Raw genomic sequence first — 17,086 nt, forward strand, 5'->3', positions numbered from 1 at the left:
TTCCGGTCCTGTGTTCCGGTCATGGCGCCGAACCCACGCATACCGTCAGGCATCCCCGGAAAAATAGGCGATGGTGCGCGCCAGCCCCTCGCGCAGAGGCACGGTGGGCTCCCAGTCGAGCGCCGCGCGGACCTGGCGGATATCCGGACACCGTTGCATCGGGTCGTCCTCCAAGGCGGGCTGGAACACCAGGTCCGACCGCGACCCGGTCATCGCCACGACGGTTTCAGCGAGCGCCCGGATGGTCACCTCCTCCGGATTGCCGATGTTGAGGGGTCCGATCACAGACGCATCGCTGTCCATCAAACGCATCAGGCCATCGATCAGATCATCGACATAGCAGAAGGACCGCGTCTGCCGGCCGTCGCCAAAGATGGTGATCGGCTCCCCCCGCAGAGCCTGATTGATGAAGTTCGAGACCACTCGGCCGTCGTTCGGATGCATGCGCGGCCCATAGGTGTTGAAAATGCGCGCGACCTTGATGGAGACCCCGTTCTGCCGATGGTAGTTGAAGAACAGGGTTTCGGCGCAGCGTTTGCCCTCGTCGTAGCAAGCGCGCGGTCCCAGCACATTGACCGCGCCCACGTAGTCCTCCGGCTGCGGCGTGACCTGCGGGTCGCCGTAGACCTCGCTGGTCGACGCCTGGAGGATGCGCCCTTTGACGCGCTTGGCCAGCCCCAGCATGTTGATGGCGCCGATGACACTGGTTTTGGTCGTCTGCACCGGATCATGCTGATAGTGCACGGGCGAGGCCGGACAGGCGAGATTGTAGATTTGGTCCACCTCGACATAGAGGGGGAACGTGATGTCGTGGCGCATGACCTCGAACTGCGGGTCGGCCAGCATGTGCGCAATATTGTCTTTCGACCCGGTGAAGAAATTGTCCACGCACAGGACACTGTATCCTCGCGCCAGCAGACGTTCGCACAAATGCGAGCCCAGGAAGCCGGCGCCGCCAGTCACCAGAACACGTGTACGCGCCCCCCTCATGATCGCTCCCACCCATCAGTACGCATTGCCATCCCCGCGCAGAACTTGTACCAGCGTGCGAATAATAATGACCAAATCAAGAAACAGGCTCCAGTTCTCGACGTAATACAGGTCGTACTCGACGCGCCCGACGATCTGGTCCTCCGTGTCCGTGCTACCGCGCCAACCGTTGCATTGCGCCCACCCGGTAATCCCAGGCCGAACCCGATGCCGGCTGGCATAGGCCGCCACGACGTCCTCGTAAAGGCGTCCGCCCGCCTTGGCCTTGACCGCGTGCGGGCGCGGTCCTACGACCGACATCGTCCCCTCAAGGACATTCAAAAGCTGGGGCAGTTCATCCAGGCTCGTTCTGCGAATGAACGCACCCACGCGGGTCACCCGGGGATCACCACGCTCAGTCAACTGCTCCCCGGCCGCATCCGCCGTGTCGTGCCGCATCGACCGGAACTTGTAGACGCGGATGAGGTTGCCGCTGAAGCCGTAGCGGTTTTGCACGAACAGGGCCGGCCCCGGGGACTCCATTTTGATCGCAAGGGCAATCAGGGCCAGCAGCGGCCCCAGAACGATCAGGGAGGGAATGGCGATCGCGAGATCCTCGATCCGCTTGACCACCGCGTTCCAATCGCTGATCGGACGGTCCTTCAGGCTCAGGACATGCATACCACCGAGCCGATAGAGGGGGCGGTCCGAAAACCGCAGGCCCAGCATATCGGGCGCCATGTAGATGTCCGTTGGCCACACGGCCAGCTTATCCACCAATTCCGACACCCGGGTATACGCGCTCCACGGCAAGGCCAAGATCACGAGATCAATGGTCTGATCGCGCACGAGGGTTTCCGCCATCGCCGAGCCGCCCAGCACGGGAAGTCCCCCGACCACGGCCGGAATGCGGTCCGCGCGATCATCCAAGAATCCAATTATATGGACACCTTGAGCACCAAAGCTCCGAAGGTGCTCCAGAACACCCAGGCCGTTTTCACCCGCGCCCACGATCACCGCGCGGCGCAGGGCGTAGCCCCGCTTCTCGGCTTGGGCGAAGAACACCATCAGAAAAGCCCGGCTTATCAGGACATAGGCCAGAAAGCTCGTAAACCAAGCGGCCCCCCAGATCCGGCTGTAGTCCGCCGAAGTCTTGAACGCGAACGCCACCAGCAGGGCCGCGCCGAAGGCAAAGACGGCGGCCCGAAACGCGGGCGCCATCTTCGCTGCATTCATGCGGAAGAAACGCCAATCATACAGTTTGCTGGAGAAAGAAAACGTCGAAAAAAATACGCTTACAAAAAAAATGGCCTCCAGGTACCGTTCCAGAAAATCATCGAAAAGCCCGTACAGCCAACACGATAACACGCCAAACACGACGAGCACCGTTACGTCAGCATAAAAAACGATAAAATTTATAGATCGGTAAATTCGCGTTCCAGACCGAATACTTGCTGCACTTTTGGACTTGTGCGGCAAGGATTCATTGTGAAGCTGAACGAAACGCATGTTTTCTTCTTTTCTGGAGGCCGAGCGCACAACCCATGCGTTCTGATGCGGGAGAACGAGATCCTCCCGGTCGTCGCAGCGCCCCCCAATCGGCCCGCCCCGGACAGTCGATGGCCAATCGCCCGAGTATACGTGCTCCCGCACACAGGTAGAATCAAGAATCGTCCGTGAAAAAGCGCGACACGCGCCGATCCGCGTGTGCGATCCCGATGCCGCCAGGCGACACGCCTCAGGGCCTGGGCGTTCCCCCGCTGCCCGCGGGGACGGTTCCCTCGGGCGGCAGCATGCCGAGGCCCCGCCACAGCGGAATCCGCTCCGGCCGCAGGCGATCGAGCATTTCGGTAAGCACCGCGCGGCACTGTGCCCCATCCTCGATCCGTTCGCCCTTGTGGACGAGCCATTCCCCGGCCGCCTCGAAGGGCGCCCAAACATGCTCCACGAGGGCCGGCGTATCGTTGGGCACGCCCTGCCACAACCCATCAAGAACGCGGGCTTCCAAGCCACCGACCGGCAGTTCGGAGCCGACGCGCGGCGCGGGCACCGCCCCGCTCTCCCCCAGCCCCAGCCGGCACGCGCGCTCCGCCAGATCGAAGACCGCGCGCTGCACCACGGCGCTCACCTCGGATGAGGGCGGCGGCAAGCAGGGCCAGGCCAGACCGCTCGACACTAGGATCGCTACCGCTTCGGCCGCTGAACTCCCCGACCCCGCCAGCGGACCGTCCAGAAGCGCCCGCAGAGAGGTCGGGCCGTCCCGCCACAGGACCTGTCCGGCCTGCAAGTAGGGGGCCGGCACCTCCACCTCGCCCGCCGGCCAGTTCAGGGTCACCGGATTGCCGTCCTGGCGCGAGGCTGCGCAGAACAGCTGATCCCGCAAGACCTCCTCCCGGCCCGCGCCACTCATGCGTGTCAGGCCGCGCATGTACAGGTCCCGCCGCAGAATTCGTTGCAGGAACATGTCACGCAGGGTCTCGCGCACCGCCGGAAGGGCAATATCCTCCAGGGCCTCCAGCTGGGCCGGCGTCAGCATCGCGTTCGGAAAATTCTCGTGCGGCACGGCGCTGCCAGCGTAGTCCAGGCGCGCCGCCGCCATGTCGGCCGCAACCTGGCTGTGGTACAGCGCGTCCCAGGACTCGTTCATGTATTCGTGCACCAGATAGGCTGTCGGCGCCGACTCGATCTTCTCGAACAGTTCCTTCATCAGCCCATCGCGGACCAATTGCCCGGCACCGGCCGCCCGCAAGGCCTTGATGCGGTCCTTGGCCGCCTCAAGACGCACATCGCTCCGCCCCACGGACAGGCGGGAGGCCTCGAGCAGAGCGCGCTGAAAGACCGCCATGTCCTGGGAGCCGGGCAGCACGTTGTAGCTGAGGAAGACCAGTCCACCGGACCGCACGCCCTGGCGCAGCAGATCCTGCAACGCCGCGCGCACCGGCGCGCCGACCCAACTGTACACGCCGTGGATCACGGCCAGATCGCACGGCGGCAGAGACCCCGGCCGCGCCGCCAGCTCGGCGAAATCCGCCTCCAGCAGCTCGATATTGGTCAACCCGAGGGTGGCGATCCGCCGCCGCCCACCGGCGATATGCGCCGGGTTGAAGTCGACACCGACGAACTGGCACTCTGGATAGGCGGCGGCGGCCGAAATCAGGCCGTTGCCATATCCGCACCCCAGCTCCCACATCACGCCCCCACGTTCGAAGGGGGCCACATCTACGCCCGCCACCAAGGCCGGCAGGCGCAGGTTCACCGGGGACAACCCGACGAAGGCGTTAGACGTGTACGGGAGATCATTGACGTAGCCGTCGTGGCCCAAAGCCATAGCCCATGCCCCTCGTGTTGTGTGGTCGCGTTGTGTGCTTGCACGCCGGGTGCGCCGGCCCGCGTCGGCTGGACGTCCGAAGCGCCGTCAGGCCGTCCAGCCGCGATCGTTCCAGGCGCCGTCGAAAAAAGCCACGGCCGCGGAGGGGCGCGGCCAACCGGTGACCCGCACAAGGCCCGGCGCGACCCGCTCGGAGCCGTCCGTCCACCACAGGCCGGCCTCGCCATCCAGGCCGAGGTCCTTGGGACCGTCCAGCAGCCAGGAGACCGCCGCCGTCCCCTCGGCCGCCGTCTCGCCGCCCAACGGCAGCCAGATCCCGGGTTGCCCAAGGCCCAGCGGGGGCCGGTCCGGCGGCGCGGGCCAGACCCACTCCAAGGCGTTCAGTTCCGCCTCAAGGTGGTCGGCGTCCATCGGCTCGCCGTCCTCCAAGACCGCAAGCGCGAGATCCTCCATCGCATCCAGGAGGGGGCGTCCGTCCCGCATGGCGGCCGGCAACGAGGCCGGACCATCGAGGGGGGCACTCAGCACCAGGGGAAAATAGCGCCCGACCCGGTCCACGCTGGGCACCATCACACCGGTCTGTGGCTGTCCGGCCACCCCAGCCCCAAACGCGAAGCGCCAGATGGGACCGGTCAGATACAGCTCCAGCCACTCGTCCTCACCCAGGTCGTCGCGCACAGCCGTCATCAGGCGCCCCAACCACGCGTCCCACGGCTCAGTGACCGTGTGGTCGAGCCCCCGGCGCACGAAGTCGCCATGCGCCGGAAGCTTGCCGTAAAACCCGAGGCCCGCCATTCAGAGGTTTCCGGGGCAGCGGAACGCCTTCAGCTCCCGCAGGTTGAACGGGTTCGTGACACTGCCCGCGCGGATTTCGAAGATCGCGGACAGGCCCCCGGTGCTGAACTGGATCCGGAAGCGGTCGCCGGTGCCGCCGTCCAGGCGTCGGCCCTGGTCCAGCAGCCGGAAGAACGCCCAGGGTCCGGAAAAGCCGGAGATCGACGGCAGACCCGGCCCGGTGCTCTGGAACGACACCCGTGTCTGCGTTCCGGGTCCGGGCCACGACAGCCGCGCCGGCAGGACCGGCCCATGCGCATAGCTCACCTGCTGGCCGTCGATTTCCATCACCACGCTGTTGGCGTCGGCGTCCAGGGAAACGGGCGTCACCTCGAACGGCACATTGAGCTGGCTGCCCCCGGTCGGGAAGAAGGCGTCCCGGATGACGGCCGCCCGTTCGAACTGCGCCAGCGTCGCGCGCGACAGCCCCAAGTCGATCCCGTTGTGGCGGCGGCTCGTCCAGGGCCGGCGCCCCATGTCGACATAGGGCATGAGATTCTGCCGGAAGAAGGAGTCGATCAGTCCGTTGGGCGCGAACAACCGCACGAAATCGGCCATGGCGACGTCGCTGCCGCTGCCCGAAGCGAACGGATAGCGGTTGTTCAGCGCCTGCCGACAGAGCGGCAAGACGTCGGCGGACCAGACCGTTTCCAGGCCCTGCTGGGTGCTGCTGACCGCGATGGACTGCCCGCCGCTCGCGATGTGCTCCAGCCAGCCGCTGAGCGGCGCGGGCACCTGCGTCGCTTGAGTGCCCAGCCGCCGGACCGCGTCCACGCTGCCGCCCCCGCCCCCGCCGCCGATGACAGCCGACAGACCGCCGCCGCTGTCGGCCACGCGGCGGAGTTCGTTGTAGGCCTGCCCAAGCTGGCGGATCAGGTCCTCCAGCGGCGGCGTGCTGCCGTCCTGGGCCAGAACATAGGCGTGAAGCTGCTGGAAGCGATCGTTGACGTACTGGCCGGGCAAGGCCCGCTCGCTGGCCGCGCCACCGCTGGAACGGCGGCTGCCGCTGCCGCCCACGAAGCTTGAATCCGAGAAAATGCCCGCGAGCCGCTCGACCACCGATATTCCGCCCGTGCCGAGCCCGAGCGTCTGCCCGACGTTGCGGGCCTCGCTGGCGGCGCCCTCGACCGCCTCCGCCCGGGCGCCGACGTCGCCGCCGGATCCCAGCCCGGCGATCGCGGCGCCGATGCCGCCGTCCTCCTCCGGCCGCGCCAGACGGGTTTGCTGGGCCACCTCGTTCAGGACGTTCCGCAGCGGCGAGTTGGCCCCAGACAGCAGGGCCAAGACGTCGGTGGCGTCGTTGGCGGTGTCGAAGGGCCGCAACTCCACGTCCGCCAGCAGGCCATCCCACTGCGCGACATAGTCGTCCATGTAGAGCGCCGCCAGATCCCGCTCCAGCAGCCGGATCTGCGCATCGTCAAGCGTGGCGCTCTCCCCCAGCACCCAGCTTTCGGACGCCACCCGCTGGGCCACCTGCACCAGCGACGGCAGGAACACCTCATGGAAGCCGGTGTAGGTGTAGAAGCCGTCGACACCATCGTCGAGGTCCGCGCCAGAGCGCCGCACGAACACGCGGCGGGCCGCCGGACCAGCGGCGTCGATCACCCGCCATTTCGGCAGTGCCTTGGCCGCTTGGCTGTTCTTGATCAGCGCATAGGCCCGCTCCGCCAGGGGCTGCTGCCTCAGGATATCCCGCACGCGCTCCACAAGCGGGCCGTCGATCGGCATGGTGCGCAAAACCCCATCAGTCAGCGCCACCACATGCGCGGCGACCTCCTGGCGCAGAGGTTCGTTCCGCGGCCCGGGATAGCGTTCACCGAGATCGAAATCCACCCAATTGCGCAACGGCGTCGCGCTGACGGGCCCCTGTCCCCCGACCATCAGGTACAGCTTGAGCAGGCCATAAAGGCGTTCGGTCTCCCGGGTCTCGGTCAACGACTCCCGCAAACGAAAGGTCAGGCGTGGCAGAAGCAGACCGTTCAGCGCCTCGGTGTAGGCGGATTGCGCCTGCTGGCCCAGCTTGTCGCCCTGGTACAGCCCGAACCCGGCCCCGGTCGGCGTCGGCGCATCCCGCTCCGCATACCCGAGCGGTAGGTCGCGCAGCGTCGCCAGCGGGGGCAGCACAGGCCGCACGTCGGCCGAATCCACCAGAACGGTCTCGCCGTCGCCCGGCACGATGTCCGCCACCTGGGTTCGGTAGGTCGCGATACCTGCCTCGGTGCGGGCGATCAGGTCGCGATTGACCAACGTGCTCCAGGTCCACAGACCGATCCCGGTGAGCAGCAGGACCGACGCCAGGGCGATGGCCCCGCCCCGAACCAGCCGTTGCCGGCGCTCGACGGCCCGGTTGCGGCCCACCATGCCCGCTTCCTTGAACAGCACCTCCCGCAGCAGCCGCGTCAGGAAGAAACTGCGCCCCTGGCCCCGATAGGCCCCGAAGCGCGCCGGCGGCACTCCGAACCGGCCCGCCAGCCCCGCCATGACGCGGTCGATCGGCGTGCCTTCCTGCGTGCCGCTGGTGAAGTAGACGCCGCGCAGCAGGATCGGCTCCTCATAGCGCCCAGCGCGGAACGCCTCCTCCAGCACCTGCATGACCGGATCGCGCAGCGCCGCGACCTGAAGCGGAAAGCCGGTGATGAGGCCGGCGCGGGCGAAATCGTCCTCCTGGTGCAGGCGGTCGAGCCGGCCCTGCTCCAGCCGCTCCAGCAGCAGGTCGAACTCCTCCGGGAACAGATCCAGCGGGTCGGTATCGTCGCCCTTCTTCAGGTCGAGGAACGGGTAGGTCATGCCCCAGACCTGCGCCCTATCGTCCCGGCGCATGTCGCCGAAGAACTCCATGAAGCCGGCGACGAGATCGGCCTTTGTCAGCATCACATAGACCGGCGGCCGCAGGCCGAGCCGGTCATACAGCTCCGCGATGCGCTTGCGGATGGCCAGCGCATGGGCGCGGCGCTCCGGCTCCGACGCCGTCATGATGTCGGAAATGCTGATGGCCACGATCAGGCCGTTAACCGGCTGACGCGGCCGCGCCTTGCGCAGGATATCGAGGAAGCCCTCCCACGCCGCCGCGTCCATGGTGGCGTCGGAGTCCTGGGTCGTGTAGCGCCCGGCGGTGTCGAGCAGGACCGCCTCGTCCGTAAACCACCAGTCGCAATTGCGCGTGCCGCCCGCCCCGGACACCTTGGCCTGCTGCGGATCGTTGCCCAGCGGGAAGCCGAGGCCGGAGTTCAGCAGCGCCGTCGTCTTGCCGCTGCCCGGCGGCCCGATGATCATGTACCAGGGCAGTTCGTACAGGTACTGGCGGCCGCTCTTGCCATCCTTGCGCCGCATGCGCTGCAACTCACCGAGTGCACGCTCCAGCCCCTTGCGCAGGGCCTCCACCTCGGGGCCGGCGGCGCCGCCGGCCGCCGCGTTGCGGGTCACGCCATCGACCAGTTCGGTCTGACGCTTGCGGCGACGGAGCAGGCCCCACACCACGAAGCCGGCCCAGATAACGAGAAACACCAGGGCGACCAGCAGGCGGGCCGCGATACCCTCCAGCGGGCGGCTGTCGCCGAACCCGATCAGCGGCCCGAGGAACCACACCAGCAGGATCAGGAACAGGGTCCCGATCAGTCCAATGAACCAGCCGCTCTTGAGGATGGAGACGATCTTGCTCACGGTCAGCGTCCGTTCTGAAGGGGGGTCGCCCAAAAGCGCACCTGGTCCAAGGGGGGCGGTGTCTGGGGCGCGGCGCCCAAGGTCAAAGACCCTGCCTGACAGGGGTCATCATTGACCCTGCTTGACGAGAATGATGTCGGTGCGCCGGTTGGCCTCGCGCCCATCCGCCGTGCCGTTGTCCGCGATGGGTTCGGTTGCGGCCTTGCCTTCGACCGTCAGGCGGGACGGATCGTCCAGGTACGGCGCGATCTTGGCCTGCACGGCCTTGGCACGCCCCAGAGACAGGTCGAAGTTGGACGGGAAGCGGACGGTCCGGATGGGGATGGAGTCCGTGTGACCCTCGATCACCACGGTGCCCGGTTCGTCGTTCAACGCCAGCCCGACCCGCCGAATGACCTCGGTAAAGCGGTCGCTGACGGTGTCGGAGCCGGACTCGAACATGCCGGCCGCCCGCAAGCGGACCGTGATCGACTGGGGCCCCTCCAGCACGGACACCAACCCCTCGTCGATTTCGGGCTGCAGGAAGCCGGTCACGCGCTCGGCCTGCGTCACCACGTTCTCCGGCGGCGGCGGAGGGGGCGGTGGCGGCGGCGCCTCGTACTCGATGACGATGGCCCCTTGCGGCGGCAAGCCGGCGTAGGCGGCGTACAGGTCATCGCTGTCCGCATTGAGCCACCACGCAAAGCCAAGGTACAGCAGCACCAGAAGCGCGGCCGTGGCGCTGGCGATCACCCACACCGGCAGCAGCGCCGAAATCGGACGGTGCCCGGCCTCGACCCCCCGCCAGTGCGGCGACAGATCCTCGGGCAGGTCGCCGCGGATATCCGCGAGCAGCCGATACAGGCCGTCGCGGGTGCGGCGATGTTCGCTCCGCCCCCGGTCCAGCACGCGCATCTCGCCCTCGAACCCGATCGAGAGGCACAGGTAGATCAACTCCAGCACCCGACCATTCCGGCCGGGGTTATCGCTCATGCGCTTGAGCAGGTTGAAAAACCGTTTACCACCATAGGCTTCGCCGTGAAAATTCACGGTCATGCCCTCGCGCGCCCAGATCGAGCCCGAGCCCCACGGCGTGTTCAGGACCACGTCGTCCATGGTGGCGGACAGGACGTAATGGGCCGTGCGGTGCTGGTCCTCCGGCACGTCGGTTTTTTTCAGACGCCGATTGAAGCCCTCGAACTCGTCCATGACGCGGTCGCGCAGGGCCTCGGGATCGCGGTGCGTCCCGCCCAGGCGAAGGCGCGCGATCAGGCTGAGCAGCGGCGCGGCCGCCGCCACGATCGGGTTGTGCTTCGACCGTTCGGCCAGCGCGGCCGCGATGTCACCGACCGGGGCATCGGCGCCGCCCCCCCCGCCGTTGCCGCCCCCTTGAGAGGAACGCCGCGCCTCCCTTTCCTCCCGAGGCATGCCCCGCCCGCGCGACGGCGTGGGACGCTCATCCCGCGGCGGCGTCGTGGAATAGGCCGCGCCCTCATCGTCGAACGGAGAGGCGGCGCGTTGCGGCGGCGGTCGTGTCGACGAGCGGCCGCCCGGCGGCACCGTCTGCCCCCGATTGCCCGCGGCACCGCCGTTCCCGCCCCCGCGACGGCCCGGCGTGGGACGGATCACGGTGCGGTCGATATCACCCGGCTCGCTGAACGGGTCCAGGTTGTCGTCGTCGGCCATTGCTGTCCGTTCCTTCCCTTCGCCCGCCGGGCCGGTCCCCACCTCGGCCGCACCAATCCTTGGCCCAAAAGCCTTTCGCTCGATCGTCCCACGCCCGCCGGTCGGAGCCTGGACCGGCCCTTATTGCCGGATCGCCCACAACTCCATGTCGATGCCGGGGAAATCGCCACCGACATGAATCCCGATGCCGCCTGACGTGGCGAGACGGCGCCAGAACTCCCCGCTCTTGTCGAGTTCAAAATAGACGTAGTCGGCGTGATACGGAATCTGTCGGGGCGCCACCGCCAACGGCCGCGCGTCCACCCCAGGCAGCGCCGAGTTCACAAGCTGGCGGATATCCTCCACCGGACCGATCTTGACCTGATGGGGGAAGTGCCGCCGCAGCACCTCGGTCGACACGTCGGCGCGCGCGGCCAGAACAAAGACCGCCTGATTGAGAAGGCTGCGATCGCTGATCGGCGACACCATGACGCCCGACTTGGTCGCCCGCAGTTCGAGCTGGATCGCGGTCTGCTCCAGCACCGCGCTGAGCGACAGGCGCAAATCCGCGATCACCGGCGCGAACGAGCCCTCCAGATCCTCGTGCTTGTAGGGCGGGAAGCGTGCCGGCCGCCGCGATTGGGCGGCAAAGGTGGCCAGCTCCCCGGCCATTTCCAGGCACAGGGCATAGAACCGCTCGGGATGCACATCGCCGCCGGTTCCCCAATGCGCCAACACCGGCTCATACCGGTTCGTGGCCTGCAACAGCAGGAAATCGGCGATCTCCGCCACGCCCTTAGTGCCCGACTGCCCCAAGCGCGCCGCCAGGGCCTCGCCCCGGTGATGCAGCAGGCCCTGCAATTCGGTCAGGAAGGCGAACAGGGGCCGCGCGGCCCGGCACACCAGCGCGGGCGGAATGTAGGCCGGGTCAAGCTTCACACGGCCGTTGGCGTCCACTTCGACGATGCGAGCCACCCCCAGGCAGGCATAGCCGGCGCGGTCCTCGCCCTCGATGCGGTAGCGCAGACGCTGGCGCGCGACCTGCACGTCGGCCGTCACATCGGACCCGGCGATGGTGTCGAGCGCCTCGTAATCCGCCGCCATATAGCGCGCCGTGGCCTCGCCCCGGCTGTCCATGGCGACTTCCGACAGGCCCGGCCGCCGCAACGGCAGAGTCAGGAAGACTTCGGCGCCGCGCGCGCGCTCCGTCACCTCCAGCGGTGGAGGGGCGTCCGTCTCCTCGGGAATGGAAAACGGTGTGCCGTCCGGCAGAACGCCCCGGCATTCGGTCACCGCGAAGCGCCCGGTTTCCAGAAGCTCGGCATCGACGGACAGCGCCGTCACCCCCCAGGGGTGCGGCGTCATGTCCATGGTGCGGTCGTGGATCAGGCTTTCGAGGGCCCGGTCGGCCTGCTGGAAGTGCTGGGCCCGGAGAAACATACCCTCGGACCAGACCACCCTGTTACGCCATCCCATTCCCGCCCCCGATCCATCGCCCTGCCGCCACGAACATCCCCTTGCCGCCGCGCTTGAAGTTTTGCCTTAACGCGCCGCCAGGGCCGAGGTCGGCGCCGTCTGTCGTTCAGACATCGCCGTCGGCACCGCCGCGCCAAGAGACACGCCCCCCTGCACCAGAGTGACCCCGACCCCGGAGCGGGCGTTCGGGGGCACGGCCGTCACCGCGCGCCACACTACGCCGTCAAGAGACCGATAGGCGGTGACGATGCCGACGTGGGACACCCCGGGATCCACACGCCGCATCAGGCTCTGCTGACTCGAGGGGCGCACCGTCATCACCTCGTGCGACGCCAGTTCCGCGCCGAGGGTGGCCGACGGATCGCCGGTCAGGTCGAAGAAATCCGCGCTCTCGAAGTCCGTCGCGCCCCGCAGCCAGTAGATGTGAACCTGGGCTGGGGACGGCCGACCCGTCGGGTCGGGATTGATGGTATCGTCCGCCGAAATCGCCAGCACCACCTCCGTCGGCGGCGGGGGTGGCGGGGCCGACGCGCAGGCCGACAGCGCGGTGAAGAGTGCGGAGGCCAAAGCAACCGTCACAGCACGGCGCGTGCGGGCGGTGGACAGCATGACGTATCTCCAAGCCAAGGGAACGGACCGGCCAGGGCCACTCTCAAAACTCTACACGAAACGCTCCGGGGCGCTACAGGTCTTTGACCAGCTTTTCATAGGCCTTCCGGAATTCGCGATTGAACCGACTGTCGAAATCCTCGGCCGCTTCATCCGCGAGGTCGCGATAGTGAGCCTCGTACAGCTCCCACAGCCGCGCCCGGCGACCGCCCGACAGAAGCCCGCCGATACCGGAGCGGCCCTCCAGCTTGCCCTCCAGCGCCGCCGGATCAAAGGCCGACAGGACCGCGCGGATCGCGGCGCTCGACCCCGCCATGGTCGCGATCTCGTGGCCGCGCAGGTCGCGAAACGCCTCCTCGGCGGCGGCGCGCCCATCCATGTACGCCCCGGCCGGCGGTGATAGCAAACGCTCCAGCGCCTCCTGCGCGCTGACCGAAAACTTGAGCGCGTTGTTTCCCCGCGCCCGGATCATCGTCTGTTCAGCCCGCATTTCGCTCTTCAAGGTCGCGCGCGCCGCCAGCAGGTCCCGCACGCCATCGGTCATGACGGCCAGCAAGGCGCCCGCCGTTTCCATCAGGACTTCGGGCGCCTGCCCGCCCGGCCGACCGGCCAGACCAGCCCCGCGCAGGAAGGCCGCAACCAGCGCCTCGGCATCCCCCGCACTCGCTCTCCCCGATCGGGGCGCGGACGCAGACGAGGGGGGAGCGGACGAGGGGGACGGCGCTGGAGTTGGGGCGGACGGGGCCTCCCGTTGCGCCCGCCGCGGCGGCCCGGCGGGCGTCGCCTCGCCGTCGTCCCCGAAGGGATCGTCCTTCGTATCCGGCCCCGGTTCGGGCGTCCGCCGGCCGGGCTCCCGAGCCGAGCGCCGCAGCTCCGCGTCCAAGGGCTCGTCGCCCAACAGCGTATCCAGGTCGTCGGGCGTGCCGACCGGTGTGGGTGGCGTGGGCGGCGGCGCGGACTCCGAGGTCTGCGACTCGCGCCCGCTTTGGCCGCCCGAGCCCCCGTTACCCTGCAACGGCGCATCGCCGAGCAGCGCCTCCAGTTCGTCGTCCCAGTCTTCGCTCAGGGTCTGTGGCCGCCGCTGATGCGACACCCGCTGGATGGGCATACTGTCGCGCTCGGACGGAATATGGTCCGACGGCGTGGCGGGCGGACGCGGTTTCGCCGCCGGCCGGATCGGATCGTTGTTCCAATCTGAAAGGTCGTCGTCGAACGGGGACAGGCCGCCCAGCGCGCCGGCGCCGCTGCCGCCAGCCCCGCCCCAGCGACCGCCATCCGCATCGTCATCCAGACCCGACGGCTCCGGCTGGCTGCCCGCGCCATAGTACGTCTTGTCTTCAAATTCCGGCCACGGCGCCGCGTTGCGCTGGTAATCCACGACATCGTCGCGGGCCACATCGTCTTCGATCGCCACGCGCAGCTCGTAGTCGCCCAGGCGCAGCACATCGCCCTGATGCAGCACCATGGTGTCGCCACGCCCCACCGGACGATCCGCGCCGTTTATGTACACCCCGTTCGTGCTGGTATCGGTCACCACGAAGGCATCGCCGGTGTAGGCGATCTCGCAATGCTGCTTGGACAGGTGACGCTCCGGATCAGCCAGAATCCAGTCGTTGTCGGGACCGCGCCCGATGGTCAGGGCGCCCGTGTCCAGCACGCGCGTATCGCCGCGCGGGGACCCGCCGGTCGGTGCGGTTACAAGAACAAGGGACAGCGTCGCGGCCATACGTGCTCCGTCACATCCGTGCATCGTTCCGTGGGGACATCGGAGACGGCTACGGCATCACGGCTTAGCGCCGGGTGCGCTGCCCTCCATCGCTCCGGTTCCCCCCTCGGCGATATTGCGCCCCTGGGCGAGGAAACGCCGAAACCGGTCCGGCGCGCCGGCCGGGTCCCGCGTGACCGCAGCGAGGACAATCGCGTTCGCGACCGTGCGCGCGGTCAGGCTTTCCTCGGGCGGAACGGCGGGCACCGTATCCGCCGCCTCCGGCGGAACAAGACTGCCGCCACTCCAGGCTGCCGCAAGTGCGGTCAAGGCCGCCGGACTGTGCGGCCGGGTCGCATCCACCGCACGATAGCAGGCTTGGCGCCGTTCCTCGACTGGCTTATAGACCCACGCTTCCGCCGCCTCCAGGCAGGCAAGCACGGCAGGCGGCGTCTCCTCATCCAGATCGAAACGCGAGGCCAGGCAGGCCCACCATACGGCCTCGCGCTTGGGCAGCGCGAACGCCAGCAGCGTGACCGCCTCCGCGAACCGATCCGCCCCGGCCAACCGCTCGATCGCCGCCTGCGGCGCCTCCGCCGGAGACACACCCTCCGGCAGCTTCGGACGGTCCCCATCCCATGGCAGCCCCAGATCGGCGACCCGCTCGACCCGGACCTTTGTCCATCGGCCGGTAACAACGGCCCCGTCACCCGTCTCCACGACCGACATGGCTTCCCCCGCGTGGTTCTCGAAACGATCCCAAGCGATCTGGACCAGATCGCCACGACGATTTGCGTCCCCATCAAAAGACGAAAGCGTGTTTCGCGACCCTGATGTCCCGCGCAACCCTCTAATTGATCATCACAATACCGCCGGTCAACGTCAGCGTGCCGTCGCCATTGACCGTGGTCATCGGCGCCGTGACATCGACTGACGCCGTGCCCTCGACCATAATGCGCATCGAACTCAAGGTGATGCTCGACTGATCAAGTTTAATGTACGTCTGCCCCACTCGAAGTTCGATCGACGTCATCGCCTCGTGTTCAGACTTGCCGAGCTTCACATGGGTCCGGTGATCTCCCTGGCTGATCTCGACATATTCATCGCCGGTCTCGACGGTTTCGGTCCGGTTGCGGTGAATGGTAAGGCTCTGGTCGTTGCCGACATTCAGGGTGTCGTCGTTTTCCACCACCCGGTCCATGTTCTTCTCGGCATGAACATAGACCTGCTCGTCGCCTTTTTTGTCTTCGAAGCGAAGTTCGTTGTAATTCTCCGGCCCGCCATTCATCGAGCTGCGGGTCTTGATACCGCTTTGCGTCTTGTTGCCCGGTAGGCTGTAAGGCACAGCATTCTCGGCGTTGTACACATACCCCGTGATGATGGGTCGGTCCGCGTCGCCTTCGAAGAAGTCGACAATCACTTCCATACCGATACGCGGAATGAAGATGCCGCCCCAGCGGTTTCCAGCCCAGGGTTGGGACACACGGACCCAGCACGAACTCTTCTCGTTCTTCGTTCCCTCGCGGTCCCAATGGAATTGGATCTTCACCCGGCCATACTCATCCGTGTAAATCTCCTCACCGGAGGGACCGACGACCACCGCTGTTTGCGGCCCCGCGATGACGGGCTTGTGCGTCGGCCGATCCGGCCGGTACACAACGTCAGACGGGATACACAGGAACGTGTTTTCATATTCCGGTGGATCGGCCTGGCCGGAGATTTGGGTATAATCCCGCGCCCGGTGGATGACGCGCGTCAGCGCATAGGCCCCCTGTTCCGACGGGACCTCGTGCTCGCTTAAGGTGAACTTCGCGCCCGCGTAGAATCCAGGGCAGAAGCTGTCGCCCTCGACGAGAGAAAAATCGCGCTCCGACAATTCCATCCGCTTGCGCGTCAGGTCGTCTCCCCGCGCCTTGTCGTAGTACCGGCTGGGGTAGTCGTAGACCTCCCAGTTGGTCATGCCGGGAACGGTCTTGATGGTCGTGGTGGTCGTTGTCAGATCGGTCGAGGGTTTCTGAAAATCGTAGTCGCGTTGCGTCCACTTACCCGAGATGAAGCTTTGCACGGGTTCCCAGCGGCTGATGATATCCACCAACGTTTTCTGGGCGCGGAACGGAACGGCGTTGTCGAAGGTCTCCCCATAGCCGCCGGTACTGTCGGCGATGTGCATCGTATTCTTTTGCTCTTCATGCTCAAAATAATAGTAAAGCCCCTCTTCCGCCATCAAACGGGTCACGAAATCGTAGTCCGTCTCCCTGTACTGAACACAATATTTTCGCACCGGCGGCTGCGTCTTAACACCACCGAAGTCAAAATCCGCAAACCCATGATCTGAGAAAACCGATGTAATGATCTCGATCGCCGTCTTGTCCTGAAAGACACGGCTGTCGCTGCTCAGGGTCAAAAACCAGAGCCAGGGCCGGATCTCGCAGGTGTAGTAGCGGTAAGTGCGGGAAAACATGGGACCGGCGCCGAACCGGGTGACCAAACCGGAAAAATAGCGCGGCGTTTCCAAACGGGGCCGCTGCAGGATGCCCGTGACGCGCTTGCCGACGATATCCTTCGCGGCGATTTCGGTGTGTGCCGACAGCATTTCGAACTGAAAGCTGAACAGATCCGAGACGGCTTCCTCGCCATCCAGCCGGGTCAGGATCATGGCATCCTCGCCCAGCGGCGTCCGAAGTCGCAGGTAACGGTCGCCTTCCTGAATGGTAAAATCGTCACTCATGGTCTGGTCTGGTCCCGCATCGCGCTGGATGCGCCCCCCTCATGGCCCCGTCCGCAGCCGGATCCGCCCCTTTTGATCCGCCTTCTGTGATCTGCCCTCTGTATCGTCACCGGCGCGTCCCGTCTCCCCCATC

The 17,086-nt window shown here is 66.8% G+C and carries 11 protein-coding genes; all 11 read right to left on the reverse strand.

Translation table 11 applies throughout. The features are described 5' to 3' along the window. Window positions 1-45: 45 nt before the first annotated feature. On the reverse strand, window positions 46-990 hold the full coding sequence (locus GGD82_RS03880) for a UDP-glucuronic acid decarboxylase family protein (protein WP_150060930.1): 945 nt from the start codon (window positions 988-990) through the stop codon (window positions 46-48). 15 nt (window positions 991-1,005) lie between these two features. Continuing rightward, on the reverse strand, window positions 1,006-2,478 hold the full coding sequence (locus tag GGD82_RS03885; protein WP_170284139.1) for an undecaprenyl-phosphate glucose phosphotransferase: 1,473 nt from the start codon (window positions 2,476-2,478) through the stop codon (window positions 1,006-1,008). 229 nt (window positions 2,479-2,707) lie between these two features. Further along, window positions 2,708-4,297, reverse strand: coding sequence for a methyltransferase regulatory domain-containing protein (locus GGD82_RS03890; RefSeq protein ID WP_150060928.1), 1,590 nt, complete (start codon window positions 4,295-4,297; stop codon window positions 2,708-2,710). Window positions 4,298-4,384: 87 nt separating this feature from the next. Continuing rightward, window positions 4,385-5,092: a type VI secretion system-associated protein TagF gene (gene tagF, locus GGD82_RS03895; RefSeq protein WP_150060927.1), complete on the reverse strand. Its 708-nt coding sequence runs from the start codon at window positions 5,090-5,092 to the stop codon at window positions 4,385-4,387. After that, window positions 5,093-8,791: a type VI secretion system membrane subunit TssM gene (gene tssM / locus GGD82_RS03900; protein WP_150060926.1), complete on the reverse strand. Its 3,699-nt coding sequence runs from the start codon at window positions 8,789-8,791 to the stop codon at window positions 5,093-5,095. 108 nt (window positions 8,792-8,899) lie between these two features. Continuing rightward, entirely contained in the window at window positions 8,900-10,456 is a 1,557-nt protein-coding gene (gene icmH, locus GGD82_RS03905; protein WP_150060925.1) for a type IVB secretion system protein IcmH/DotU, read from the reverse strand. A gap of 120 nt (window positions 10,457-10,576) precedes the next feature. Continuing rightward, on the reverse strand, window positions 10,577-11,911 hold the full coding sequence (gene tssK / locus GGD82_RS03910) for a type VI secretion system baseplate subunit TssK (protein ID WP_150060924.1): 1,335 nt from the start codon (window positions 11,909-11,911) through the stop codon (window positions 10,577-10,579). A gap of 66 nt (window positions 11,912-11,977) precedes the next feature. Continuing rightward, a complete protein-coding gene (gene tssJ, locus GGD82_RS03915; RefSeq protein WP_150060923.1) occupies window positions 11,978-12,520 on the reverse strand; it encodes a type VI secretion system lipoprotein TssJ in 543 nt (180 codons plus the stop codon). Between the two features lie 73 nt (window positions 12,521-12,593). After that, a complete protein-coding gene (gene tagH / locus GGD82_RS03920; protein ID WP_170284138.1) occupies window positions 12,594-14,246 on the reverse strand; it encodes a type VI secretion system-associated FHA domain protein TagH in 1,653 nt (550 codons plus the stop codon). 57 nt (window positions 14,247-14,303) lie between these two features. Continuing rightward, complete coding sequence (locus tag GGD82_RS03925) at window positions 14,304-14,954, reverse strand: DUF6931 family protein (protein WP_150060921.1); 651 nt, start codon at window positions 14,952-14,954, stop codon at window positions 14,304-14,306. A gap of 121 nt (window positions 14,955-15,075) precedes the next feature. Further along, on the reverse strand, window positions 15,076-16,953 hold the full coding sequence (locus tag GGD82_RS03930; protein ID WP_150060920.1) for a type VI secretion system Vgr family protein: 1,878 nt from the start codon (window positions 16,951-16,953) through the stop codon (window positions 15,076-15,078). Window positions 16,954-17,086 lie beyond the last annotated feature (133 nt).

This window comes from Roseospira marina (assembly GCF_014197855.1).
GTDB classification, from domain to species: domain Bacteria; phylum Pseudomonadota; class Alphaproteobacteria; order Rhodospirillales; family Rhodospirillaceae; genus Rhodospira; species Rhodospira marina.